Raw genomic sequence first — 22,321 nt, forward strand, 5'->3', positions numbered from 1 at the left:
AATTCTAGAGCCTAAAATTTTGCCCACCCTACTTTATAAAAGTTTATTCTTTTGATAAATAATTTATAACTCAAAGTTAAACTTTGTGATATAATTTTAGCTCTGGAATCAAGTAGACAGCCTTTTCTAGGGTAGTGAGGCAATGCTGCGTGGGTTTTGGATAAATCTTTCTAAGCTGTGGTTGGGATCCCCCTCCCGTCCCCCTTAATAAGGGGGAAGCCAATTAATAAGGGTGAAGCCAATTTTCCCCCCTTAATAAGGGTGAAGCCAATTTTCCCCCCTTAATAAGGGTGAAGCCAATTTTCCCCCCTTGCTAAGGGTGAAGCCAATTTTCCCCCCTTAATAAGGGTGAAGCCTATTTTCCCCCCTTAATAAGGGTGAAGCCAATTTTCCCCCCTTAATAAGGGTGAAGCCAATTTTCCCCCCTTAATAAGGGTGAAGCCAATTTTCCCCCCTTAATAAGGGTGAAGCCAATTTTCCCCCCTTGCTAAGGGTGAAGCCAATTTTCCCCCCTTGCTAAGGGTGAAGCCAATTGTTCCCCCCTTGCTAAGGGGGGTTAGGGGGGATCCCTACTCTTACGTTACCAATCCTTGAACCCTCTGGCTTATACCTCACCGGAAAGGCTATAGTTTCACATCAATTATGAGCAACATTTCAGAGCAACCTATAGAAAGAAGCCAACCGGCAAACCAAACTAACAATATTCTGGAATGGATTAAAGTTGTACTTTTAGTATATCTGCTAATTGTAGCAGTTGGCATGATTGGTACGGGTTTTAAATCCGCAACCGGATCACAGGCTAAAGAATTATTTGCCTTTGCCACTAATCCTTTCTTAGGACTAATCGTTGGTACCGTTGCCACAGCATTAATTCAATCATCCAGTACCGTAACCTCAATTATTGTTGGTTTAGTGGCTGGAGGCTTACCGGTAACCACTGCTGTGCCAATGGTGATGGGGGCAAATATTGGTACCAGTATTACCAATACCTTAGTTAGTTTAGGTCATATTGGGGATAAGAAAGAATTTAAGCGAGCCTTTGCTGCCGCTACAATCCATGACTTTTTCAACTTACTGAGTGTAGTCATTTTTCTGCCCGTTGAGATTATCTTTCACCCCCTAGAGAAGATTGCCCATTTCTTAGCTCAAAACTTAGTAGGAGGCGGTTCTCTAAGTGTCAAAGATTTGAACTTTGTCAAAGCTGCCACTAAGCCAGTTGTGAGTGTGTTTAAAACCATAACTCACGTTTTACCAGGGCCCTTTGATGGTATTGCTTTGATTATTTTAGGAATCGCGATGATTTTCTTGACCATTAGTTTTATTGGCAAACTGCTTAAAGTCCTAATGGTCGGTCGTGCCAAAGATATTCTTCATACAGCCATTGGTAAAGGACCAATCGCGGGTATTGCTGCTGGTACCTTAATGACAGTTCTGGTTCAATCTTCCTCCACTACCACCAGCTTGATGGTACCCTTGGCCGGTGCAGGGGTATTTGGCCTAGCGCAAATCTATCCCTTTACCCTTGGTGCGAACATTGGCACCTGTATTACCGCCTTGCTAGCAGCCACCGCTGTTTCTGGCGCAGAAGCCGTTCCTGCCCTAGAAATTGCCATGGTTCACTTGATCTACAACGTGCTTGGGGTGGTTATCATCTATGGCATTCCCTTCCTCTGTCGCTTGCCAATTATCAGTGCAGAAACCCTCGCTGCTGTGGCTAGTGAACGAAAAGCGATCGCATTTGCCTATATCATAGGCGTCTTTTTTGTGATTCCTGGCATCCTCCTTGGTGCTACGGCCATTTTCTAATAGTGGAATAATCAAACATTTATAGGGAGCTTAAATAAATTTTGATAATTTTTGTTCCCTACTCCCTACTCCCTACTCCCTACTCCCTTCCCTATACCATGAATGAAAGATTGGAATATATTGAAAAATTAGAAGGGCAAATTAACGAAGCCCAGACTACTCTCAACCGCTTAAAGGCAGAACGAGAGGAACTCATCCAAAAATTGCAACATGAAGAAATCGAGCGTCTAGAAGAACATTTAGAAAACGCTCAAGTTAAACTCAAAGACATTAACGCAGCAGCTGAAGAAGCATGGCACGAATTAAAAGAAACCATCGAACAGCTGCTGCATACTATCAGTGATAGCTTAAAAAACCTGATGCATAAATAAAGCGATAAAAATTTCCAAGGAAAAAACCATGAAGACAATCTTAGGAGCATTAGTTGCTACTCTTGGTGTAATCACCCTAGCTACTGGATGTTCAAATCAAGTACAAGACTCAGCACAATCTGGCATCCTGGGCGATGGTGAATTTAGCACTGAATCAGTCAATGTTTTATCAGTTTCCACCGGCAAATTCATCAAAATTGATGGCTCTAGCACCGTCTTTCCCATTTCTTATGAAGCAGCTAAGCGTTACCAACGAGATGTTACCGATGCCCCTGCGATCGCAGTCAGCTTTTCTGGTACTGGCGGCGGTTTCAAGAAGTTTTGTGCTGGGGATACGGACATCAATGATGCCTCTCGCCCGATTGAAGCAGATGAGATGGCAACCTGCAAGGCCAATGGAGTAAGTATATTGAACTTCCCGTCGCCTTAGATGCTATTACCCTGGTAGTCAGCCCTAAAAATACTTGGGCTGAGGATATTTCCGTAGCAGAATTGAATAAAATTTGGCAACCACAAGCAAACGTAAAAATCGAAAAGTGGAATCAAATTCGTCAGTCTTGGCCAGACCGTCCTCTTAATCTCTATGGTCCAGGAGAGGATTCCGGAACCTTTGACTATATATTTTTCGACCTCAGAGTTAGAAGAAGTTTTGCTTACTCCCTTGAAAGTTTTAATGGAACAGCCAAAATTTATTAGTGGTTTGACTTGTTTTCATTGGTGGCCTAAAACAACGTTTGCGATAACTGATTAGCCGGATTTGATATTATAACTTTTTGTACCACACTTCTGTAAAATTATTCCAATTCCTTTGTGCTGGTAACGTGAACGTAAGCATTCAGCCGTCAGCCGTCAGCCGTCAGCCGTCAGCCGTCAGCATTCAGCCGTCAGCTGACGTAACAAAGATTAAACGAAGCTTACTTGTTTTATTTAAAAGCTCAAAGCTCAAAGCTGAGAGCTGAGAGCTGAGAGCTGAGAGCTGAGAGCTGATAGCTGATAGCTGAATGCTTACAGGTGAACAAGCTTTTACCCCTTCTATATCCAGAAGTTCTGTCAGCAGTTTAATTTCCTTTTTTGATGCCATAATGACAAATACATCCTCAAATTACATTATAGCGGTTTTTAGTATAACGAGGTACACAGGCTTTTTTACCTCTTGCTAGCATGCCTATTGCTAGCATGCCTATTGCCTCTTTTATGCTCCGAAGTCCCTGCTCCGAAGTCCCTACTCCCTGCTCCCTACTCCCTCAAAACATGTACCTCACCTAATTGAAAACCGCTATATAACAATAGATTATCCTTAGAAGTCAAATCAAGCTACATGTCAGGCTATAATTTGATCCATTTTTTGAGTTTAGTTAAGGTTTCAGCTAACATTTTAGCATAGTAGATACTGAAGACCCATAGTTAAAAAAATTACTATTAGTAAAACCCAATGGACACAATTAAATTAAATGATAATCAATGCTTGAAATGTTGTCAGAATCACAAGGAGTAAAGAGTTGAGCGTAGAGCATCAGGATAATTAATGATTCTATTCCCTACGGTCGGTGAAACCAGCAACCGTAATATAGAAATGCGATAAGTATTCAACCGGACATGATCTAATGACAGACCAGGTTTTAATCCTAGGAGGCAAAGGACGAATCGGGAACAGTGTAGCGCAAGACTTACTTGCCCATACTCAGGCGAAAATTACGATTACCGGACGTCAGGGTAAACTTGATCTAGTATTACCACAACAGTTACAGCCCCCCGTGCAGTTTCTCCCTCTAGACTTAGCTGATCAGGAGGGGTTAAGAAATGCGATCGCATCTCACAACCTAGTGATCCATTGTGCTGGTCCGTTTCTCTACCGAGACGCTACTGTCCTAAACACTTGCATCGAACAAGGGGTTAACTATCTCGATGTCAGTGACAACCGTGCTTTCACCCGCAAAGCGTTAGCTTTCCGTGAACAGGCTGCTGCTGCTGGTGTCACCGCTATTGTGAATTCTGGCATTTTTCCTGGTATCTCCAATAGTATGGTGCGTCACGATGTAGAACAGTTAGATGTTGCAGAACGGATTCACCTCAGCTATGTAGTTGCGGGTTCTGGTGGTGCTGGAGTGACGGTGATGCGTACTACTTTCCTGGGATTGCAAGAACCGTTTGAAGCTTGGATTGATAATCAGTGGCAAACCGTGAAACCTTATAGCCTACGCGAAACCATCCAATTCCCTGCTCCCTATGGTAAAGCTGGTGTCTACTGGTTTGATATGCCAGAAGCCTTGACCTTAGTGGACTCATTCCCCGTTAACACGGTAATCACTAAATTTGGCTCAGTTCCCGATTTTTATAATCATCTGACCTGGATAGCTGCCCATATCTTTCCCTCATCTTGGCTGAAAAATCCCGCTGGAATCGAGTTTTTGTCCCATGTCAGCCACATCATGACGGATGTAAGCGATCGCGTTAGTGGCGTTGGTGTTGCCATTCGCTCAGAGGTTACTGGTTACAAAGATGGTAAATCAGCCCGTGCTGGCTCAACCTTAGTCCATGAGAATACTGCTGTCGCTGCTGGGGTGGGTACTGGTAGTATTGCGGAACTGATGCTTACTGGTCAACTCAATAAACCGGGAGTTTGGCCGGTGGAACAAGCCCTATCTACGCCATTATTTGAGCAAACTATACAAAGTCGAGGACTCAAGATTAATACTGTTGAAGGTTAGGTATTAATACCAAATCCCCTTTGATAATCCTCCTTTAACTGAGCTCTTGCACCAGTACAAAAAACTTAATAACGGCAGTGATAACAATCAATTTAAGTACTGAAATCACCAAATCTTATCACTGTTCCCTGTTCCCCTCCCCCCTTACTAAGGCTAGGGGGGATTCCTGTTCCCTACCTTTACAGGTAAATCTTAAACTTGGTTCAAGATCTGAGTTTAACTCAAATTACAGGACTTACCCCACCAAATTTCCCTTTCTCATCTGCTAAGACTGAAATCTACTCAATATTAACTAGTCTTAGTGGAGTAAATCCCATGAAAAGTGTCCGTGTCGTAGTAACCGGAACTGTAGGAGCTGGCAAATCTACTTTTGTGAGGACAGCAAGTAATGTTGAAGCTGTGGAAATAGAAAGTAAAGCCACCGACGAAATACTTCTGCTAAAGAAAAAAACTACCGTTGCATTTGACTTTGGTAGCCTTACCTTTGGTAACAATCTAAATGTTCATATCTACGGTACTCCTGGTCAATCTCGCTTTGACTTCATGTGGGATATTTTGATTAGTGAAGCTCACGCCTATATTGTATTGGTGCCAGTTCATCGACCCAGTAGTTTAAACAACTCTCGTGAGCTTCTGCTGTTTATGAAAGAGCGAGTAAATGTTCCCATGATTATTGGTTTAACCCATATGGATTGTCCAGGGGCAATGACCTCAGAGGAAATTATCAGAACTCTCGGTTATAGCAACCCTCACAATCAACCCCCAAGTGTGATAGTTAATCCCAATCAGCGAACCTCAGTGCTTGAGGCTTTGGTGCTTCTGATGGATCTCCTAGATTCCTAGACAAGCCAGTAGCTAGTGCCGTTCAGCTCAAATAACTGACCAGCCCCTGTCAGGTCGAAACCCATAAAACAAAGGACGTTTGTCAGGGCGAAGCATTCGCACATAAATTCTTGGTTTGCTCCCAAATTTGCTAGCCGAATACTTCGCCCCAAGGATTATCGTTTCTAAGAATTGCCATGTTCTGTAATTTGTGTTTATAAAACTACACAAATCATTAATTAGCGTCACTAAAAAAAGTGATCCGGATTGAACGGATCACTTGCTGAAAAGCTTAGTAGGTAAACGTTATAGAGTTTACCTATAAATGTATTATCTAAGCATCCAGGAGTTTAGGTTATAGGTACATTCAACGATAGATGAAGTCAATAGTTTAAAATTCTGGTAAACCCAAACTATAAACTTCACTAAAACTATACAAAAAAATACTTGTAACTCTTTTATTTAATAAAATAAGCTAAAATATAACTAATTTACATGATTATATTTTCGGTTAAAATTATCTATTCAGATAATAATTAATCAAAACATTGCTATACTGTTTAAATACTATAAAAGTCAATCGGGGTGCTTTGCTAAATAGTCAAGTAATAACTTAGAGTTAGATTCAGCTATATCGGAGTAATTATGAGCTTAGATCCCCAGGAATTTATGACCAAGATGGAAAAGCGTGTCAATTTGACCAATGAAGACAAAGTGCTTCTGAAATCACAGGCAGATTGGGGAAAAGAAATTGCTTCTGAAATGGCAGACCATTTCTATACTTACTTAGGTAATGATGAAGAAATGGATGCCATTATGAAAGAGAAGGAAGGTCGTATGGAGCGCCTACGGGTAACCTTTGTGCAATGGTTTTACGAAATGTTCACTGGTATGGATGACTGGGGAAAAGCCTATGCTGAACGTCGTTGGCGTATAGGTTTGGTACATGTGAAAATTGGTATCGGTCCTCAACATGTCGTCCCAGCCATGGCAATTGTGGTGCAGGCATTTACTAACCGGATAAAAACTGATAGTAAAGATGAAGCCTTGCGGGATGCCCTCAGTCGGATCTGCATGATTGATTTAGCCTTCATTGAGCAAGCCTATGTAGAAGTGAGTTCGGCAGCGGTTCTCAAAGAAACTGGCTGGACAGAGGCTCTATTTAGACGTCTGATTAGTACTGGCGCTGGCTCTATGTAACTAGAGCAATCCTAAATCATTTGTGAACAATACCTGTCAATAAAATAGTTCAGACTCGGAAAGTTACGAGTCCTGAGTAAGACCTGTGACTGTTCACTTTTCCGATAGGATTGCTAGATTAAGTGTCGATTTTGTTGGAAACTAAATCAATAGTCTATAAGTTTTGGCAAATTGGCACTACTCCTACTTAAATATCAGCTATCAGTTTCGAGGAAAACAAACTAACCGAATTACACATTCTGCAATTGGAGTAAGGGAACAATGGCGATCAATTCTCAAAAATTGGGGTATATCCTGCATAATTTTGTTACATCCACTGCTGATATTCAAGGAGCAGCTGTAGTCACGACCGATGGTTTACCGTTAGCATCCAGTCTGCCTGGGGAAATGGATGAAGAACGGGTTTCAGCGATGTCTGCGGCTATGCTCTCCTTGGGTGAGCGAATTGGCTCAGAACTGGCTAGAGGAGAAATCGACCGGATCTATGTTGAGGGTAAAGAGGGATTTAGCGTTTTGACCAGTTGTGGTGAAGAAGCGGTATTTCTGGTTCTAGCTAGTAAAGCAGCTAAGCAGGGAGTATTGATGTTAGAAATTAAACGAACTCTGGCTGAATTAAAACCAATGTTGCTCTAGTAATTTTGTGGGTATTACTCTACTAATACCTTTTAGAGAAAATGGATACAATATAGGTTTATTGGTTATTATTAAGGGGTGATAGATAATGGGTAATGGGGAATTTAAAGACTAGCATTAATTCCCCATTACCCATTACCAAATGGTAAAATTTTTTAAAAATTGTTGTTCGCGTAGCGTGGCCTACGGCCAAGGCATTCTCGATTATTGGTATAACGTCAGTTATTGGTATAACGTCAGTGGGTGTGTGAAATTCAATGTAAGCTATTTTTTGTTTAAGGTTGACCACTAACAGTCAACCATCAACCGTCAACCGTCAATCGTCAACAAATTACCTTGATTCACCCCAACCTACTGGCACAGTTGATAACCTGTAGTATTTGCTAGGAAAGCATAACCCAATGGACAGTATACGGATTGTAGTAACGGGAACAATAGGGGCTGGCAAATCTACTTTTGTCAGAACATTCAGCGAAGGTGCGGTTATTGAAACAGAACGAACCGCTACGGATGCCACATCATTGCTTAAGAAAAAAACGACCGTTGCCTTAGACTTTGGTTTGCGTCCCTTAAATCGGAACTTGGATTTGCACCTGTATGGAACTCCTGGTCAAGCTCGCTTTGATTTTATGTGGGATATTTTGATTCGCCGAGCTCACGCCTATATTTTATTGATGGCAGCTAATCGAACCACTGATTTTGCTAGTGCTCGTCAGATTTTATCGTTTATGCAGGAGCGGGTTACTATTCCCATGATTATTGGTCTGACTCATACTGATGTTGCAGGGGCATGGACTCCAGAGGAAATTATGATGCGCATGGCATACATTGGCGATCCTAATCAACCCCCAATTGTGGCTGTTAATCCCAATAATAAGACCTCAGTATTTGAAACTGTAATGATTTTGATGGCTCAGATGCTTTGCCAAGGGAGTGTTATTGAAAGTGCTAGGAGAGAAAAGGTAAGTCACCCAGCTCCCCGACCTGTTAAGAAGCAATATCATTGGCCTAATCCCCAGTTTTTAGAAGGGGGTTAGTCAGGGATCAGCATTCAGCTATAGAAAAAGCTGAATGCTAATCAGTTCTACCAGACTTTTCCAAGTTTTTAGCTTAAGCTCGCCCTTAACGAACGCGCCCCGCGTGGCCTACGGCCAGGGTGTCATTCAGCTCTGGTTTGCGCTATATAAATTTAGGCTATTTAGAATATCTTTGATTGGTTGTTTTACCAAATCAAATGGCTTCTTAATAAAATAAACGTGAAGTATTGAACCTACTACTTCAGCAATAGTTTTGCCTTGGCAAAATAGATAAGCTTTACCATTTTCTATTTTGCTCTCAAGAGCTTTTACTATTTTTTCTTCGGCTTTAACCTCTTTCGCTAGCTTCAAAATTGCTACAGCATGACTTAGATCATGAGTATCTTGAATTTGCAATATTCTGTTCCAATTACTGGGTAATTGATCTGGAAATGTTATGGCTTTTTCTAAATTACCAGAAATCAGTAAAGGCAGCATAGTTCTCACGCATTTAGGGCAGGTTCCACAGTTGGTTTCACCACCTTCATTATTAGTACATACCCTCAAATTTTTCATAGCCAAAGGGTCTTTTGCTAAAAAGTTAGCAATTTTTTCAACCCTTTGGGTCTCTGAACCGTCATGAACTATATTAGTTTTTTCCGTTGACCATAGGTGGTCGAGTAATGGGCTAGTTCCCCAAGGGAAAACATCTTTATAAGAATCTGTTGAAGGAATTAAAACAGATTCTAAACCTGCTGAAAGAGAAAGGGAGACTGAAGCCAAGCCAGCCCCATGATAATAAGGTCCCCATTGTAAGTTAAAATGATTGCGGATATTTGTTTCACCGACAATACAATCTATACTGGCTGCATGGGCAACTTCCATAATCCTTGAGATTACCTTTTTTTCTTGACCATGTTTATAAATGCGTAAAGGTCGCTCAATGCCTTTCATGTAAATTAAATGAGAAAGGGGAATTCCAAAGTCGCTAGGGGTCTTCGTATGTTTAATAAAGGTATAAAACGAATCCACGCCCAAGGAGAAAAATGCCCCAACTTTGCTAAGGGATTTTTGATCATAGTTTGTTGGGTAATCTGCGGTAACTAAAACTTTTTTAAGCTGGGATGGATACCACTGATGAAAGATATCTTGTATGGTAGGTAAATTGCGGAAAAGTTTCGCGGACATCAGCGGTTTGATCTCCAGATTTTCACCTTTCTCCATTGCCGGTAAAAGTAAGGCAGGAACAAAAGCATCGGCGCTTTCAGTTACAAAATCAGCGAATCGTTGAGGATATTCAAAATAAATCTCTATTTCTTGGTCAAGGCTATCAACCTGAACGAGACCAACAAGTCTCACTCTGTCATTAGCAATGATTTTTTCAACATGCAGTAGTTTCATAATAGTTGTTAGTGTATTTGAATAAAGTAAAAACTATCTATTGGCAAAAACTTTCTCAAGACATTCTTTCGCAGTTTTCGATTCTTGGCAGATAAACTCTTCTGGTCTTTTGTAATTTTTGAAAACTGTTTCTATCTGCTCTATAGACAAGGGCTCCATAAAATTTACCACTCTTGCTGTCGGTAGCATTTCTGACTTATCAATGTAATGCTTAATTTTTGATTCGGAATTAACAATTCCAATATTGGCAATGCCAAGGATATCGGCTAGTATAATTGAGTGCAGGCGATTACCTATGTGAAAATCCATGTGCCTGAGGATTGCTAGAAACTCTTCCGGATTTTTCCATGAGTTGATTTGGCAATTAGCAGCAGGTAAATATTTTTTCAGTCGTTCGTGGAACCGATTATCATTTCTTTCATTTCCTACATGTCCTGGTAGCAAATGAATCATACAATTATACTTATCAATGAGTGGCATTAACTGTTTGGCATAAAACTCAGCTCTGCCTTCACCCCACCAAAATTTTCCAGAGAAGGATATGTTGGCAATATCACTAGCTTGCTTGGCTGGTTTGACAAACTTTTCATACATAGTCAAATCCAAGAAAGCCAAGTCACCTCCTAAGTCAGGTGATTTGGAAAGTTGAAGCTGTTGCAATGCCATTTCATAGGAATGGTTATCTCTAAGGTATAGCAGGTCGGCTTTTTCAAAGATATCAGCTATCTTTTTTTTCTTCTCAGATTTCACGCTTTCTAATCCAACACCCAGGAAGCAGAAACGCTTACCCATTAATTTTGACAAGGCTTGCATCCTTGATAAATTCCTGGGCCTGTCTTGCAGGTTTAAGGTTCCCCCACCCCAGGCTATGCAGTCACTTTTCAAAAGTAATAAAGTTCTTTTGAGTTTTGATAGTTGTGCATTCTTAAAGAATAAAACTTTATCACTAAAACCTTGGTAATAGTTAGTTTGGCAACAGATAAATATTTTTTTGACATCTTTTTTGCTAGCGAAATAATTAGTTAACTGAGCCACAAATAAATCGTCGCCAATATTACCATAACCGTAATAACCAATCAGGAAAATATTCACACTCTGTCCTTAAGATTATATCATTTTTTTAGAAATTAATCAACAAGTACATTGCTCTATAAAACAAGTGGCTTCAGCTAATTAATTAGACAATAAGCCAGCATCTTAATCAGCGATTACCATCAAGGGAAACATCCAAGCCAAATGTCGTAAGCATGGATGTAACTAATCAGGAGTTCAATCAACTAGTTGAATTGGCTGAATTTTATTTTAAAAGCAATTATAGATATAACTTCAGCAAAATTTTCACAATTCCAGAAAAATTCACGAAAACATTAACTAAACCAGTAACTAGATTAAGCTTTGATGAAAAACTGAGGGGGTGACATCAGCCCTAAAAAGCTTAGTATATAATGCTTTGATGCCAATGACCTCATGGAAGATACAGTCGGAAATTAACCCTCCATTCCCTGTCTTGATGCAAAGCGCGAGTGGGGGAAACCACGGCAGTTGCTCATGGGGGTTCCCCCCAAGACCGCACTGCCTCATGGTCATCTCAAGCACCATCACCAAGTTCAGGTGACTAGACCTCCCCAAGACCGCGCTGCATCGCTAATTGGTGTACCACCCAGCAAGCTTCATGAATTCAAAACTTGAGCTATTTGTAGATTGCGACTGGACCATTCGCCAGCCGAGTGGTCACGGTAGATTTATTGACTACCCTGACCAGCAAAAAGTTATTGAAGGAGCTGATAAAGCTCTGCAATGTTTCAAAAATAAGGGTTATATCATTCTTGGGGTGACCAATCAGGCTGGAGTTGCAGCCCGACATAAAACCCTGAAGAATTGTATTAAAGAGCAACAGAAAACTCTTAAATTGCTTCCCCAGCTCAAAGGAATTATTTTTTGTCCTGACTATGGGACAACCTGTTATTATTGCGAGCAACACTACTTTTCTGAAGTAACCAGTAAAACATACGCTGGAGAATACCGAAAACCAAAGCCGGGAATGATTTTGCAGTTTAAAACGAGCGGCTCTTCAGCTTTGATGGTTGGCGATCGCGAAGCGTGACCGAAGGTCAATCGCAACGAAGATGCTGAGGCAGCCGTTGCAGCTGGAATTCCGTTTATGTGGACATTGGATTGGCTAGCCAAATATGGAAGCTGACATAGGTCTATTGAGAAACTCACCATAGGGAAAGCGAACGCGCCCCGCGTGGCCTACGGCCAATCGCATCTGTTTCGGGTTGCCAGTTACTCTCCCGCCACTTGTAGAATATCCGCGTAGAGGTGAGGGCTGATTAGGATTGATAGAAAAAGGGAACTTGGGAACAGGGAACATCGAACAGTAGGAAAGAGAACCGAAGAGTTTTTGATGTTATGATAAATCAGCAAGATTGTTAATGACATATTTGTAAATGTTTTTAAATGGTATCCTTATGAGGTACAGTCAATTTTATTACCCCTACTCCCTACTCCCTACTCCCTACTCCCTACTCCCTACTCCCTACTCCCTAAAACCCAGGACGTTTTACCTAACCCAATTTAAAACTGCTATATGAATCCAACTATTTCTACTATTCCAATTCAGCAACTCACCTCAGGCGATCGCATTTCGCTCCAAGTCTATAAATTCGTTGGCTCCCAACCAGGAAAGAAGGCATATTTACAAGGCAATCTCCATGGTTGTGAAATTGTTGGTAATGCAGTGATTCACCAGTTGATTGACTTTTTGAGCACTCTGGATGACACTCAGCTGACTGGGGAAATCTGGCTGGTCCCTGTTTGTAATCCAGCTAGCACTAATCAGCGTAGTCATTTCTTTGCCACAGGAGGATTCAATCCTTACGATGGTCAAGACTGGAATAGGATTTTTTGGGACTATGAAAAAGAGTGTGATGATTTAGAGGATTTCGCCCAATCTCAACTTAATTTGAACCCTGATGAAATCAGAAATAACTATTTAGCACGGATCCAGTCTAGCTTGAAACAACACTTAGAAGACTGCTACTCTCCGAGGGGATTACCGTTTCGTCACCTTTACCGCTATCAACTGCAATCTTTATGTGTAGATGCTAACTATGTGATTGATATCCATAGTTCTACTAATCAAGGACTTGATTTCTTGTATGGCTTCTACTCTCGGGAAGAAAGCGCCAAAGACTTTCTTCTCGATTATGGAATTGTGATGCATGAAGATGAGTATGATGGTGATGCTTTCGATGAGGCATTTATTAAGCCTTGGCAAGGGTTAGAGAAAGCCTTGGCTAAGTTAGGCAGAACCCTTCAGTTTGATATTGAATCATGGACTCTAGAATTGGGATCTGGGATGCAAATGAATCCAGAGTCGGTAAAAAATGGAGTATACGGTATCAAAAACTATTTGTCGAAAAAAGGAATGTTAAAACTACCGGATTTACCGATAACTGATCCAGACTCCTACAAAATGCAATTAGCATCTAAAGATAACATCGAGAGATACTATGCTCCGGCTGGAGGAATGATTCAATCGAGAGTTAAGTTAGGGAGTGTTGTCAAAGTAGGAGATAGACTTTATCAGCTACTGAGCTTTAATAAAGAAGGAAATCTACCGAATGTAATTGATATCAAGGCCGAGACAGATGGTTTAGTGTTTGATGTTTCAACAAATTATAGTGCGAATCAAGGAGAATATGTGCTATCAATACGGCAATTTGATAATTAGGTAGGGGTGAGAACAGTTAATGAAAACTTGGATTGTAATTAGGACTTGGGCTCCTCAACATTTTGGCTTTAATGTGATTGGCTTTAATTTGACCAACCTACTCACTTTCTAAAGCCAACTATCTTGTCCTTCTGGAGCATCTGAATTAAACCAACTAGCATCTAAATAATTAATTCGAGCAAAAGGACTCAAGGCTGATAGCACATGGCGTCCATAACTGCGGCGGTTTACACGATTATCTAAGATGGCAACACAGCCTTGAGTAGCTCTTACTGGTGCTACTGCTCGTTGTAATTCTCTTAATGCTGTTGGTAATAAATATAAACGAAACCAATCCATTAGTTGCTGCTTGTAGTAAGCGACTCGACCAGCAACTAATGGATTTTCCAAAGAGGGAATTGGTAAGGTAGCAATCATCAACAGTTGGGGAGAGGGGATTTGAGCTTGATACCTATGCCAAAATTCCCAGCCACAAATCAAAATACCTCTGTCACTGAGACTGGTGGTTTCTACCTGCACCCGGGAACCAAATTCTGCTGCTAAGACTGCCCCTAACTGGGCTTTGAGGGGGACATCTCCAACTAAAATAACGACTGGTCTGGTGATGTCAGGACTTAGGTTTAGTAGGGTGCGAATTTCTTGAGTCAGAGCGTTTTGAAATCGCTCTGTATTGGGCATGGGTAGACGATCGGGCAAATACAGTTGAATCTGTCGGTGAGGGGAAAACTTCAAACAGGTTAACTCGCCTAATCCGAGCTGCTGACGGTAAACAGAGGCAGTTTTCTCTAAATCTAGAGCCCCACCGATTAGCACTACTGGCTGTCTCGACCAAATGGGATTTAAGGCTGTAGCCACTTCTACTGGTGCGCTATATAAGGAAAACTGACCTTGCGATCGCGCAACGGTTGCCCACATTAGCTGACCTGACTGCTGCCAGAAGTGGCAAAACTTTTCCCAGGGTTTTAGCCGATACAGAGATTGTGCTTCAGTGCTTAGGGAACTTAGTCGATCAAATAGCTGTTCCAAGCCATCTTGCTGATCAGCTTCAATCAGGTAGCACTCATAGGGGTTAACAGGGCGCTGAAATAAGGCTTTGGTTAGCTTTACCCGCACATCCCGAATCAAATCAGCCTCTTGTGGGTGGGCTTGCATCAGTGCGTCCCAGTCTTGGGGCTGGATGCAGCCTTTAAGCTGGTTACTAGTCCAAGATTCTAGGTCATCCACACCATCAATCACAGTAGGGATGTGATTAGGAAACCAGCCCTTGTTCTTCAAGCGGTCTGTTAGCCAAGATTCTGGTGAGGTAATCAACAGTCCTTGGAACGGTTGATCGGGAAACCTATCACTGGTATGAATTACCTTATCGCTACCAAAGCACTGTTGTAAAAGGGGAATTTCCTTTTGCAGCAACCATTCTTGTATCCATAAGGGTGCCACTACGATCACAGGTCCAGACCAAACCAGGGCTGGTGCCAGGTAACTCAGGCGATAGGAAGACTGTAGAGAGGTTTCCTGCAAGGGTTCTAAACCGGTCTGTATCAAAGCAGAACGCCCTAACCGCAAGGCTCGTGCCACTAGCCTCGCCATAGTCAATTGGTGAGGCCAATTGGGTTGACCCTGCGATCGCAGAAAATCTCGTAACGAGGAATGAACTTTGACTTCAATCAAACTAGCATTCAACGGCTTTGCCTCGTTAAACTGAGCAATGAGCACTTATACTGTGATCTTAAATCATGTCTTGGGCAAAAATCGTGAAAGACTAGACAAGCATAGATGGGATTAGGCTGCATCGAAGCCAGAGGTAGTAGCTCAGACTTTTCCTCATTTCCCAGTAACTATTGACATCACCCTATTACCCTTGCTAGGGTAGTACCAGTAAAAAGAAATTGCCAAATTTTTCATGGCTTAGCCGCAAAGAGACATGTTCAGCCCCAGCTATTACTTTTATTTTTGGTTTAGCGAGGTTCACCGGAGGTGAGGATAGTTCCATATGGAACCCCCCGGTGGACCGCAGCAATATAATCTGCGGTCCTTTGTTTTTTTAGGCAAAGCAGCGACAAGAGCAAGAGATGACCACCTACCTTTACAGCGTTTACGGCTTTTACTTTTTTTGGCCCAGAAATCGTTCCGGGTAGTTAGGTCGTGCCAAGCTTTCACAGCAACCCGGAACCCTCAAGGAACCGGGTTTTTTTTATGTCTATATCTCTAACTAAGGAGTCCATAACCATGTTGAACGCTAAACTAGCACTAGCTACTAACCCCAATCACCAAACCATCGTTAGACTCTCAGAACAAGTTGTCTTCGGTGGCTCAGAACTGGTGATTATTGGTGGTCCATGTACCGTAGAAAGTCACGCCCAGATGGAAACAGTGGCTACTAAACTCAAAGCTGCCCCGGTACAAGCGTTGCGGGGAGGTGCGTTCAAACCGCGCACCTCCCCGTACTCTTTCCAAGGGCTAGGACTAGCAGGACTAGAAATTTTGTCTGATATCCGCAGGCGTCACCAAATCCCAGTAGTGACGGAGGTGATGTCGATTGGGCAAATTGAATCTATTGCTACCCACGCTGATCTGCTTCAGGTAGGTAGTCGCAATATGCAAAACTTTGACTTACTCAAAGCCTTGGGTAAGCAAGACTTGCCGATACTGCTAAAGCGGGGACTAGCTGCTACTGTTGAGGAATTCGTCATGGCAGCGGAATATATCCTCACTCACGGTAACTCTCAGGTGGTGTTGTGTGAACGAGGTATTCGCAGTTTCGATAACTATACCCGCAATATCTTAGATTTAGGAGCAGTAGTAGCACTCAAGCAGTTGACTCACTTGCCGGTGATTGTAGACCCTTCCCATGCTGTGGGTAAGCGGGAATTAGTGGCACCTCTGGCAAAAGCTGCAGTGGCAGCTGGTGCAGATGGACTGATTATTGAATGTCACCCGGAACCAGAAAAATCTGTTTCTGATGCTAGACAGGCGCTTTCCATCGAAGCAATGGTGGATTTGGTTCATAGCTTAAAGCCGATAGCAGCAGCAGTGGGACGACAGATTGCAGAACCTGTCACTCTTCCGGAGTTAGCGATTGACCTTGGCCAAAAGGCCACGCTACGCGAACGGTCACGCTACGCGAACGCATCTTAATCTATAGTGCTACTTGAAGTGGAATAGGGAACTTCGGACAAGGGAACAGGGAATGATTGAGCGTGGTCTTATAGCGCTGCATCGCTCTTTCCTACTGTTACCTGTTCCCTATTCCCTGTTCCCTATTCCCATCAATCCTAGTTTCACATCTTAAATGAAAATGCTAGATTAGCCATCAATCTCCTAGCATCTGCAATTTATATAAACTAGCGTACAATCCGTTTTGCTCTAACAATTCCTCATGGCTTCCCGACTCTACTAACTCTCCTCGCTTTAGTACCAGAATCCGGTCTACATTACGGATAGTGGACAGTCGGTGGGCAATAATAATTGCAGTCCGCTGTTGTAACAGCCGTTCCAAAGCTTCTTGAATCAGAGCTTCGGTAGCCACATCTAAACTAGCTGTTGCCTCATCGAGTACCAAGATTTGGGGGTTACGAATTGCAGCACGAGCAAAGGCTAACAATTGTTTTTGGCCAGCAGACAGATTAGTGCCTCGCTCTCTGAGCTGGGTATCGTAGCTTTGGGGCAGTTTTTCGATAAAGCTAGCCACGTTAGTCACCTCCGCTGAGGTTTTAATTGCCTCAATGGAGTAGGTTTCTCCTAAGGAAATATTACTCTTAACATCACCAGCAAAAAGAAATCCCTCCTGAAGGATGACTCCGATGTGGCGTCGTAGTTCTGCTTGGGGTAAATCCCGAATATCAATCCCATCTACGAGAATTCGCCCTTGGCTTGGTTCATAGAGGCGGCACAGCAACCGAATAATGGAACTTTTACCTGCACCGGTTGGACCAACTAAAGCAACTTTTTCCCCTGGATGAATGGTAAAGTGCAAGTCTTTGAGAACATATTCATCTTCCTTGTAAGCAAACCAAACATATTCAAAGCAAATCTCTCCGTTTAGGGTTGACGGTTTAAGGTTCAAGGGTTGTTCAGTATAACCATTGCTGAAGGATAAGTTAGAAGAGTGATGGGCTAGATCACCATTCAAGCTGCTTGGAGGCTTTATCGGTAAATCTCCAGATTGTTTCCGGTCTTGTTTCCCTCCCTCAAACTCTGGAGAACTTGCCACCTGCAAGCGTCTGACCTGCAAGCCTTCGGGGTCACGAATTTCAATAGTTTCATTCATGATGTCACTAATGCGCTCAATGGCAGTGAAACCAGCTTGGAGCATAGTGAATTTTTCGGAAAACCGACGCAAGGGGTCAAATAGCCGCTGAGCATAGAGGATAAAGGCCGACAAATCACCAAAACTCAGGTGATCTTTGAGGATAAAATGACCACCGCTCCACAATACTGCTGCGATCGCTACCAGGGAAATCCACTCTAGGGTTGCTGAAATCGCTGAATCGTGAAAGATGGTTTTGTCTACTTCAGTGATGTATTTTTGGTTAACCGTGCGAAACATCTCGGCATTGTATTGTTCACGGCGAAACAGTTGCACAATATTAATGCCAGAGATGTTTTCTTGCAGCATCGCGTTTAGGGAGGAAAGTTCTTCCCTAGATTTGTAGTTAGCTTTGCGATATTGTTTCTGGAAGTAAATAATAATAGCAGTCACTGGCAAGAGCATTACCACTAAGATCGATGCCAGTTGCCATTGCACCAAAAACATGGTAGCAGCAATGACTATCATGGATAGTAAATCACCCACGATGCCAATGGCACCGGTGGAAAAGACATCCCCTAGGGCTTCCACATCGCTAGTGAGCCTGGTAATCAATTTCCCCACTGGTGTGCGGTCAAAAAATCGCACCGCTAGGGAGGTGACGTGCTCAAATAGGTCTTCCCGGATAGCAGCAGTGATTTTCTGACCTATCTTCACCACCACGAATCCCTGAAGCCCAACGAACACTAACCGGATTAGTATGGTTAATAGTAGTATAGTGATCAGAATATTGAGGCTCTGTGATAGGGAGCGCTCTAATAGGAAAGACCAAGTTCGCTCTTCTTGACGAATTAAAGAGATTACCTGACCGACAATTAAGGGTTGAATGGCACTTGCTACGGACAGGGGTATCAATAAAGTAATTGCAATCAATAGCGGGCCTTTGCTGCGACGGGCGTAGGGGACTAGGCGTAGGAAAAGTCTCCAGTCGTTCTCTTGCGTTCGCATTGTTGGAGCTGCCTGTTTACCTGGTGATCTGCTGGTCATCTAACCCTAGGGGTGTTAATTTGGTGAACAATATGGTAGCGCAAATAAAATTGAGAGTGGTTTGAGTGAACCACGAAAACCCAAAGAACGGGAAGGACGATCGGCGGTTAAACTATAGGAGGATTGTCTCGATTGCTAAATTCTGAGGGTGGGCGATCGCTACTCCAAGCCCACCATACATAGCCACACTTACATTGATAAAACTCTTGCCACTTCCGGCGGTGGTCTTCACCCATCACTGGTGAGGAGCGATTAATCCAAACCTTCTCAGCTTCTAGAACAGATGCTCGACAACTAGGACAGCAGAACTCCAAGGCATGGGTGGCTGATTTGGTCCACTGAGGCGGTAAGGGGGCAAAAGCATCCATATATATAGCAATCCTCTGGGGGTCTCGGGGGGTAATAGTTAGCAATAGTTACGTTAATTTGGGATTCTTGATTTCCCTGAGACTATTTTAGGGGTTGTACCATCTAGAAATTGCCCTGAATCGGATATTGATATAGCTGAATGCTTGACGCAGTATATTGATATAGCGTAGCGCATTCAGCTATCAGCTAATGCGCTACAGATGGTGCTACTTGAGGTGCTATCAGCTTATGGGCTATGGGCAGGGTAATCCCAGCTATTTTGTATAAATTGTACTTGACAAAACAGACGTGGGCGCAGGGGTTTGCTTTGGCTAAAGTCCCACTAGACCAGATTTGGTTTTCCCGTATTCGGTCTTTAAAGTGTAGAACCTGATCTGTTTGGTTTTCACACAGATGTGTCAGGCAGTCAGGTCTAGGAGAGCCGTAATAAGGTTTCATCTGAGGCCTTATTACGGCTCGCCAATGAGCGTCGGCAGGCTATGCAAAAAAGGGTTAAAACTCGTGAAATAAGGCGAGCCTGTCTTACGGTAACTATCGCCAAAGGCGCGCTTGGCCGTAGGCCACGCCAAAGGCGAACGCGAACAAACCACTCTCTTACGGTAACTTCAAAGAAGTGCTCGGTTTTTATAAATTAAGCTAACTATCAATAAATTCTGGTTATTCCAATTATTTATATCGATAGCTAAATAGATTTTTTGCTGTTTAATAAATGTTTGATATAGCCATTATCTAATAATTGTAACCCACATTGTTTTGATTGGAAATCTTGGTAGCGATGCAGCAAGGGAACAGGGGAGGCAGCGCGGTCTTGGGGGTTCCCACGGGGCTTACAAGGTGCGGACGCAGGTTCCGCACACAGACCCTCCCCATGAGCGACTGCCGTGCTTTCTCCCATGAGCGACTGCATCAAGACAATGACAAAAATCTCTGTAACTTTTGAAAATTGATGTAAATTTACTAGGAAAAGGTAAAGATTAAGCATTTTTTTTGAGTTGAACATTATTGAGATATTGTCCAATAATTACGACAAGGTATAGCGCTACGCGCAAGTCAGAAGTCAGAAGTCAGAAGTCAGAAGTAAGCTATGACTAAGTTTCGGAGTTTAGGAATGTCCTAATCTTAATGCGTAGTGCTATAAACAAATAATAATTGAGATTCGTCAAGGATATTTTTTAGATGTTTTTGTTCTAATTCTGGGCTCATTATAACTTGATAGGTCGTATTGACAATTTATGACCTATCTTTTTTTACCATAATTCGCTCAATTTAATATAGCTCAAGGGTTACGGGGCGCTTGTCGCCCCTCCAGTGTGACAAGCCAAAATAAAAGATAAAAAACTAATAATCAGGATTACCGACTTCTAGAAAAGGCAATTATCACAAGAAGCAGAACGGCGTGGTTAGAAGTTTCCGTAGAAGAGGGTAGCCTTTATAGTTTGAGGTTCTTGCGCAAAAGGGTTAAAAATTGTTAATTAAGGCTACCCTCTTCAGGGATTCGTCTCCGGAATGACTCAGTCAGAGTTAATTAGAAGTTTGATTGCTCGCTTTCCTTATCCGAGAGACCCTGTGCAAAATTCATCCCACATCTCAATGCTACGCCATGAGTGTGGGATGAATTTTGCCGGAAGCTAATTTGGTAATTAACAGCCAACCCCCAACAAAAAACCATCAGTTAGGTAAAATTAGATGGTTAACAGCTTGCTCGATAGGTAAAGCGTGAAACCTCTAAAAGAGTTCTGTCTAAGTGTTGTTGATCGCGAATTGATGCCAACTGCACTGAGGGTGGCTTTGGTGGTTGGCTCAGTTCTGTTTGTGATCAATCATGGTTCTGCTCTCCTAAAAGGGCAGATGAATCGAGAGCGATGGATTTCAGGGGGTTTAACCTATATAGTTCCCTACTTGTTGACACTGGTTAATCACGATCATAGTCATGTCAAAACCCTGCTTCTGGTACAATGGCCAGCTAATTGAGGGCAACTTCCTAAGCCTGACCATTGATGAGCCAGGATTTATCTATGGCGCTACAGTTTTTACGACCTTACGAGTTTACCATCAGTCATTAGAACATCCACTAACCCATTGGACTAATCATTGCCATCGCCTGCAATCGAGTCTACAAGCATTTGGTTGGCAACAGCCGGATTGGGAGCAATTGCGCCAAGGAGCACAATCACTGATCACCCTTTACCCAGTGCTGAGAATTAGCCTATTCCCCGATGGACGAGAATTGATTATGGGTCGTCCTCTGCCAGCCAATTTAGCCCAGTGGCAAGAACAGGGTATCACTGCTTGGGTAGCCCAGTCCCCCTCTGTAAAATTTCATCGCTGCTTACCTACTCACAAGACCGGGAATTACCTATCTCCATGGCTGGCGAAGCAAATGGCGCAAAATATGGGAGCACAGGAAGGGATTCTGGTAGATAATCACGGGAATTGGCTGGAAACTAGTACAGGTAACTTATGGGGATGGAGAGATGGTCACTGGTGGACACCACCAGTGGAAGCTGGAATTTTACCGGGTGTGATGCGATCGCATTTAATTCAGTGGCTGACTTGCCAAAATCAGAGAGTTCGTGAGGAACCTTGGTCACCCGAGTTGGTAGGACAGTTGGATGCGATCGCATACACTAACTGCGTGGTGGAAGTTGTTCCCATTCACCGGGTCATTCAAGGCAATTCTGAACGAGTTTATGACCCACTACACCCAGTTTTCCAAGACTTACGTAAGGTTAAATATTAAGTCTTAAGTATTAAATATAGCAGTTTTCAATTGTGTTAGATCCAAAATTTTTGGATTTTAGGGAACAGGGAATAGGGAACAGGGAATAGGGAACAGGGAATAGGGAAAAAATCCTGTGTACCTCATAAGTATGGAAAACGCTATATTAACTGTTAATTGACGAACAACTTCCTACTCTGTTTATTGATCAGGGGTTGCCTTACATTAGCTGAGAGCTCAATGCTAT

General features: G+C 42.6%; 24 protein-coding genes. 17 read left to right on the forward strand and 7 right to left on the reverse strand.

Going from position 1 to position 22,321, the window contains the following annotated elements; all coding sequences use genetic code 11:
* The first annotated feature begins 642 nt into the window (after positions 1–642).
* The 8 genes from F6K57_RS03360 to F6K57_RS03395 all read left to right on the forward strand — a co-directional run bounded on the left by F6K57_RS03360 (position 643) and on the right by F6K57_RS03395 (position 7,540).
* A complete protein-coding gene (locus tag F6K57_RS03360) occupies positions 643–1,806 on the forward strand; it encodes a Na/Pi symporter (RefSeq protein WP_293020073.1) in 1,164 nt (387 codons plus the stop codon).
* 41 nt (positions 1,807–1,847) lie between these two features.
* Positions 1,848–2,177, forward strand: a complete 330-nt coding sequence (locus F6K57_RS03365; RefSeq protein ID WP_293020074.1) for a hypothetical protein — start codon at positions 1,848–1,850, stop codon at positions 2,175–2,177.
* A 28-nt stretch (positions 2,178–2,205) separates the two neighbouring features.
* A complete protein-coding gene (locus tag F6K57_RS03370) occupies positions 2,206–2,607 on the forward strand; it encodes a substrate-binding domain-containing protein (RefSeq protein ID WP_293020075.1) in 402 nt (133 codons plus the stop codon).
* 11 nt (positions 2,608–2,618) lie between these two features.
* A complete protein-coding gene (locus F6K57_RS03375; protein ID WP_293020141.1) occupies positions 2,619–2,873 on the forward strand; it encodes a hypothetical protein in 255 nt (84 codons plus the stop codon).
* A 908-nt stretch (positions 2,874–3,781) separates the two neighbouring features.
* On the forward strand, positions 3,782–4,885 hold the full coding sequence (locus tag F6K57_RS03380) for a saccharopine dehydrogenase NADP-binding domain-containing protein (protein ID WP_293020077.1): 1,104 nt from the start codon (positions 3,782–3,784) through the stop codon (positions 4,883–4,885).
* A 198-nt stretch (positions 4,886–5,083) separates the two neighbouring features.
* Complete coding sequence (locus F6K57_RS03385) at positions 5,084–5,728, forward strand: ATP/GTP-binding protein (protein ID WP_364301066.1); 645 nt, start codon at positions 5,084–5,086, stop codon at positions 5,726–5,728.
* 624 nt (positions 5,729–6,352) lie between these two features.
* Entirely contained in the window at positions 6,353–6,907 is a 555-nt protein-coding gene (locus tag F6K57_RS03390) for a protoglobin domain-containing protein (protein ID WP_293020079.1), read from the forward strand.
* 261 nt (positions 6,908–7,168) lie between these two features.
* The gene (locus tag F6K57_RS03395; RefSeq protein WP_287313137.1) at positions 7,169–7,540 is read left to right on the forward strand and encodes a roadblock/LC7 domain-containing protein; all 372 of its coding nucleotides are present in this window, start codon (positions 7,169–7,171) and stop codon (positions 7,538–7,540) included.
* A gap of 58 nt (positions 7,541–7,598) precedes the next feature.
* Here the strand turns inward: F6K57_RS03395 and F6K57_RS03400 are convergent, their stop codons facing one another.
* A complete protein-coding gene (locus tag F6K57_RS03400; RefSeq protein WP_293064818.1) occupies positions 7,599–7,829 on the reverse strand; it encodes a hypothetical protein in 231 nt (76 codons plus the stop codon).
* Between the two features lie 112 nt (positions 7,830–7,941).
* Between F6K57_RS03400 and F6K57_RS03405 the strand changes: the two genes are divergently transcribed.
* Positions 7,942–8,577, forward strand: coding sequence for an ATP/GTP-binding protein (locus tag F6K57_RS03405; RefSeq protein ID WP_293064821.1), 636 nt, complete (start codon positions 7,942–7,944; stop codon positions 8,575–8,577).
* 126 nt (positions 8,578–8,703) lie between these two features.
* Here F6K57_RS03405 and F6K57_RS03410 read toward each other — a convergent pair whose 3' ends face one another.
* Together F6K57_RS03410 and F6K57_RS03415 are read right to left on the reverse strand one after the other, a co-directional pair.
* Complete coding sequence (locus tag F6K57_RS03410; protein WP_293064824.1) at positions 8,704–9,957, reverse strand: hypothetical protein; 1,254 nt, start codon at positions 9,955–9,957, stop codon at positions 8,704–8,706.
* Positions 9,958–9,990: 33 nt separating this feature from the next.
* Entirely contained in the window at positions 9,991–11,049 is a 1,059-nt protein-coding gene (locus F6K57_RS03415) for a polysaccharide pyruvyl transferase family protein (RefSeq protein ID WP_293064827.1), read from the reverse strand.
* Between the two features lie 456 nt (positions 11,050–11,505).
* Between F6K57_RS03415 and F6K57_RS03420 the strand changes: the two genes are divergently transcribed.
* The 4 genes from F6K57_RS03420 to F6K57_RS03435 all read left to right on the forward strand — a co-directional run bounded on the left by F6K57_RS03420 (position 11,506) and on the right by F6K57_RS03435 (position 13,693).
* The gene (locus F6K57_RS03420) at positions 11,506–11,646 is read left to right on the forward strand and encodes a hypothetical protein (RefSeq protein WP_293020094.1); all 141 of its coding nucleotides are present in this window, start codon (positions 11,506–11,508) and stop codon (positions 11,644–11,646) included.
* On the forward strand, positions 11,630–12,061 hold the full coding sequence (locus tag F6K57_RS03425) for a polynucleotide kinase (RefSeq protein WP_293064830.1): 432 nt from the start codon (positions 11,630–11,632) through the stop codon (positions 12,059–12,061). Before F6K57_RS03420 ends, F6K57_RS03425 begins: the two co-directional genes overlap by 17 nt.
* 367 nt (positions 12,062–12,428) lie before the next feature.
* Positions 12,429–12,551 (forward strand): hypothetical protein, encoded by a 123-nt coding sequence (locus F6K57_RS03430; RefSeq protein ID WP_293020098.1) that lies wholly within the window; start codon positions 12,429–12,431, stop codon positions 12,549–12,551.
* Positions 12,548–13,693, forward strand: a complete 1,146-nt coding sequence (locus F6K57_RS03435) for a succinylglutamate desuccinylase/aspartoacylase family protein (protein WP_293020100.1) — start codon at positions 12,548–12,550, stop codon at positions 13,691–13,693. Before F6K57_RS03430 ends, F6K57_RS03435 begins: the two co-directional genes overlap by 4 nt.
* A gap of 108 nt (positions 13,694–13,801) precedes the next feature.
* Here F6K57_RS03435 and F6K57_RS03440 read toward each other — a convergent pair whose 3' ends face one another.
* Positions 13,802–15,361, reverse strand: a complete 1,560-nt coding sequence (locus F6K57_RS03440; RefSeq protein WP_293020144.1) for a helicase C-terminal domain-containing protein — start codon at positions 15,359–15,361, stop codon at positions 13,802–13,804.
* A 558-nt stretch (positions 15,362–15,919) separates the two neighbouring features.
* Between F6K57_RS03440 and aroF the strand changes: the two genes are divergently transcribed.
* Both aroF and F6K57_RS03450 read left to right on the forward strand, forming a co-directional pair.
* Positions 15,920–16,828 carry a 3-deoxy-7-phosphoheptulonate synthase gene (gene aroF / locus F6K57_RS03445; protein WP_293020102.1) on the forward strand — a complete coding sequence of 303 codons (909 nt, stop codon included), beginning with the start codon at positions 15,920–15,922 and terminating at the stop codon, positions 16,826–16,828.
* A 13-nt stretch (positions 16,829–16,841) separates the two neighbouring features.
* Positions 16,842–16,982, forward strand: a complete 141-nt coding sequence (locus F6K57_RS03450; RefSeq protein WP_293020104.1) for a hypothetical protein — start codon at positions 16,842–16,844, stop codon at positions 16,980–16,982.
* A 21-nt stretch (positions 16,983–17,003) separates the two neighbouring features.
* Here the strand turns inward: F6K57_RS03450 and F6K57_RS03455 are convergent, their stop codons facing one another.
* From F6K57_RS03455 to F6K57_RS03465, 3 genes are all read right to left on the reverse strand, one after another.
* A complete protein-coding gene (locus F6K57_RS03455; protein WP_293020106.1) occupies positions 17,004–18,986 on the reverse strand; it encodes an ABC transporter ATP-binding protein in 1,983 nt (660 codons plus the stop codon).
* Between the two features lie 107 nt (positions 18,987–19,093).
* Positions 19,094–19,354, reverse strand: a complete 261-nt coding sequence (locus F6K57_RS03460) for a hypothetical protein (protein ID WP_075901528.1) — start codon at positions 19,352–19,354, stop codon at positions 19,094–19,096.
* Between the two features lie 683 nt (positions 19,355–20,037).
* Positions 20,038–20,337: a hypothetical protein gene (locus tag F6K57_RS03465; RefSeq protein WP_293064836.1), complete on the reverse strand. Its 300-nt coding sequence runs from the start codon at positions 20,335–20,337 to the stop codon at positions 20,038–20,040.
* Between the two features lie 734 nt (positions 20,338–21,071).
* Here F6K57_RS03465 and nrtS point away from each other — a divergent pair.
* Together nrtS and F6K57_RS03475 are read left to right on the forward strand one after the other, a co-directional pair.
* Positions 21,072–21,326, forward strand: coding sequence for a nitrate/nitrite transporter NrtS (nrtS, locus tag F6K57_RS03470; protein WP_293020109.1), 255 nt, complete (start codon positions 21,072–21,074; stop codon positions 21,324–21,326).
* The gene (locus F6K57_RS03475) at positions 21,286–22,095 is read left to right on the forward strand and encodes an aminotransferase class IV (protein ID WP_293020111.1); all 810 of its coding nucleotides are present in this window, start codon (positions 21,286–21,288) and stop codon (positions 22,093–22,095) included. Before nrtS ends, F6K57_RS03475 begins: the two co-directional genes overlap by 41 nt.
* Positions 22,096–22,321: the final 226 nt, after the last annotated feature.

Source organism: Moorena sp. SIO4A5 (genome assembly GCF_010672005.1).
Classification (GTDB): Bacteria; Cyanobacteriota; Cyanobacteriia; order Cyanobacteriales; family Coleofasciculaceae; genus Moorena.

What these genes read in the sequence shown, in the direction of transcription:
- F6K57_RS03455 (WP_293020106.1), bottom strand. Translation starts at nt 18,986, where the DNA reads ATGACCAGCAGATCACCAGGTAAACAGGCAGCTCCAACAATGCGAACG.
- F6K57_RS03465 (WP_293064836.1), bottom strand. Translation starts at nt 20,337, where the DNA reads ATGCTTAATCTTTACCTTTTCCTAGTAAATTTACATCAATTTTCAAAA.
- F6K57_RS03380 (WP_293020077.1), top strand. Translation starts at nt 3,782, where the DNA reads ATGACAGACCAGGTTTTAATCCTAGGAGGCAAAGGACGAATCGGGAAC.
- F6K57_RS03435 (WP_293020100.1), top strand. Translation starts at nt 12,548, where the DNA reads ATGAATCCAACTATTTCTACTATTCCAATTCAGCAACTCACCTCAGGC.
- F6K57_RS03395 (WP_287313137.1), top strand. Translation starts at nt 7,169, where the DNA reads ATGGCGATCAATTCTCAAAAATTGGGGTATATCCTGCATAATTTTGTT.
- F6K57_RS03410 (WP_293064824.1), bottom strand. Translation starts at nt 9,957, where the DNA reads ATGAAACTACTGCATGTTGAAAAAATCATTGCTAATGACAGAGTGAGA.
- F6K57_RS03405 (WP_293064821.1), top strand. Translation starts at nt 7,942, where the DNA reads ATGGACAGTATACGGATTGTAGTAACGGGAACAATAGGGGCTGGCAAA.
- aroF (WP_293020102.1), top strand. Translation starts at nt 15,920, where the DNA reads ATGTTGAACGCTAAACTAGCACTAGCTACTAACCCCAATCACCAAACC.
- F6K57_RS03360 (WP_293020073.1), top strand. Translation starts at nt 643, where the DNA reads ATGAGCAACATTTCAGAGCAACCTATAGAAAGAAGCCAACCGGCAAAC.
- F6K57_RS03425 (WP_293064830.1), top strand. Translation starts at nt 11,630, where the DNA reads ATGAATTCAAAACTTGAGCTATTTGTAGATTGCGACTGGACCATTCGC.
- F6K57_RS03420 (WP_293020094.1), top strand. Translation starts at nt 11,506, where the DNA reads ATGGGGGTTCCCCCCAAGACCGCACTGCCTCATGGTCATCTCAAGCAC.
- F6K57_RS03460 (WP_075901528.1), bottom strand. Translation starts at nt 19,354, where the DNA reads ATGGATGCTTTTGCCCCCTTACCGCCTCAGTGGACCAAATCAGCCACC.
- F6K57_RS03475 (WP_293020111.1), top strand. Translation starts at nt 21,286, where the DNA reads ATGTCAAAACCCTGCTTCTGGTACAATGGCCAGCTAATTGAGGGCAAC.
- F6K57_RS03370 (WP_293020075.1), top strand. Translation starts at nt 2,206, where the DNA reads ATGAAGACAATCTTAGGAGCATTAGTTGCTACTCTTGGTGTAATCACC.
- F6K57_RS03390 (WP_293020079.1), top strand. Translation starts at nt 6,353, where the DNA reads ATGAGCTTAGATCCCCAGGAATTTATGACCAAGATGGAAAAGCGTGTC.
- F6K57_RS03430 (WP_293020098.1), top strand. Translation starts at nt 12,429, where the DNA reads ATGAGGTACAGTCAATTTTATTACCCCTACTCCCTACTCCCTACTCCC.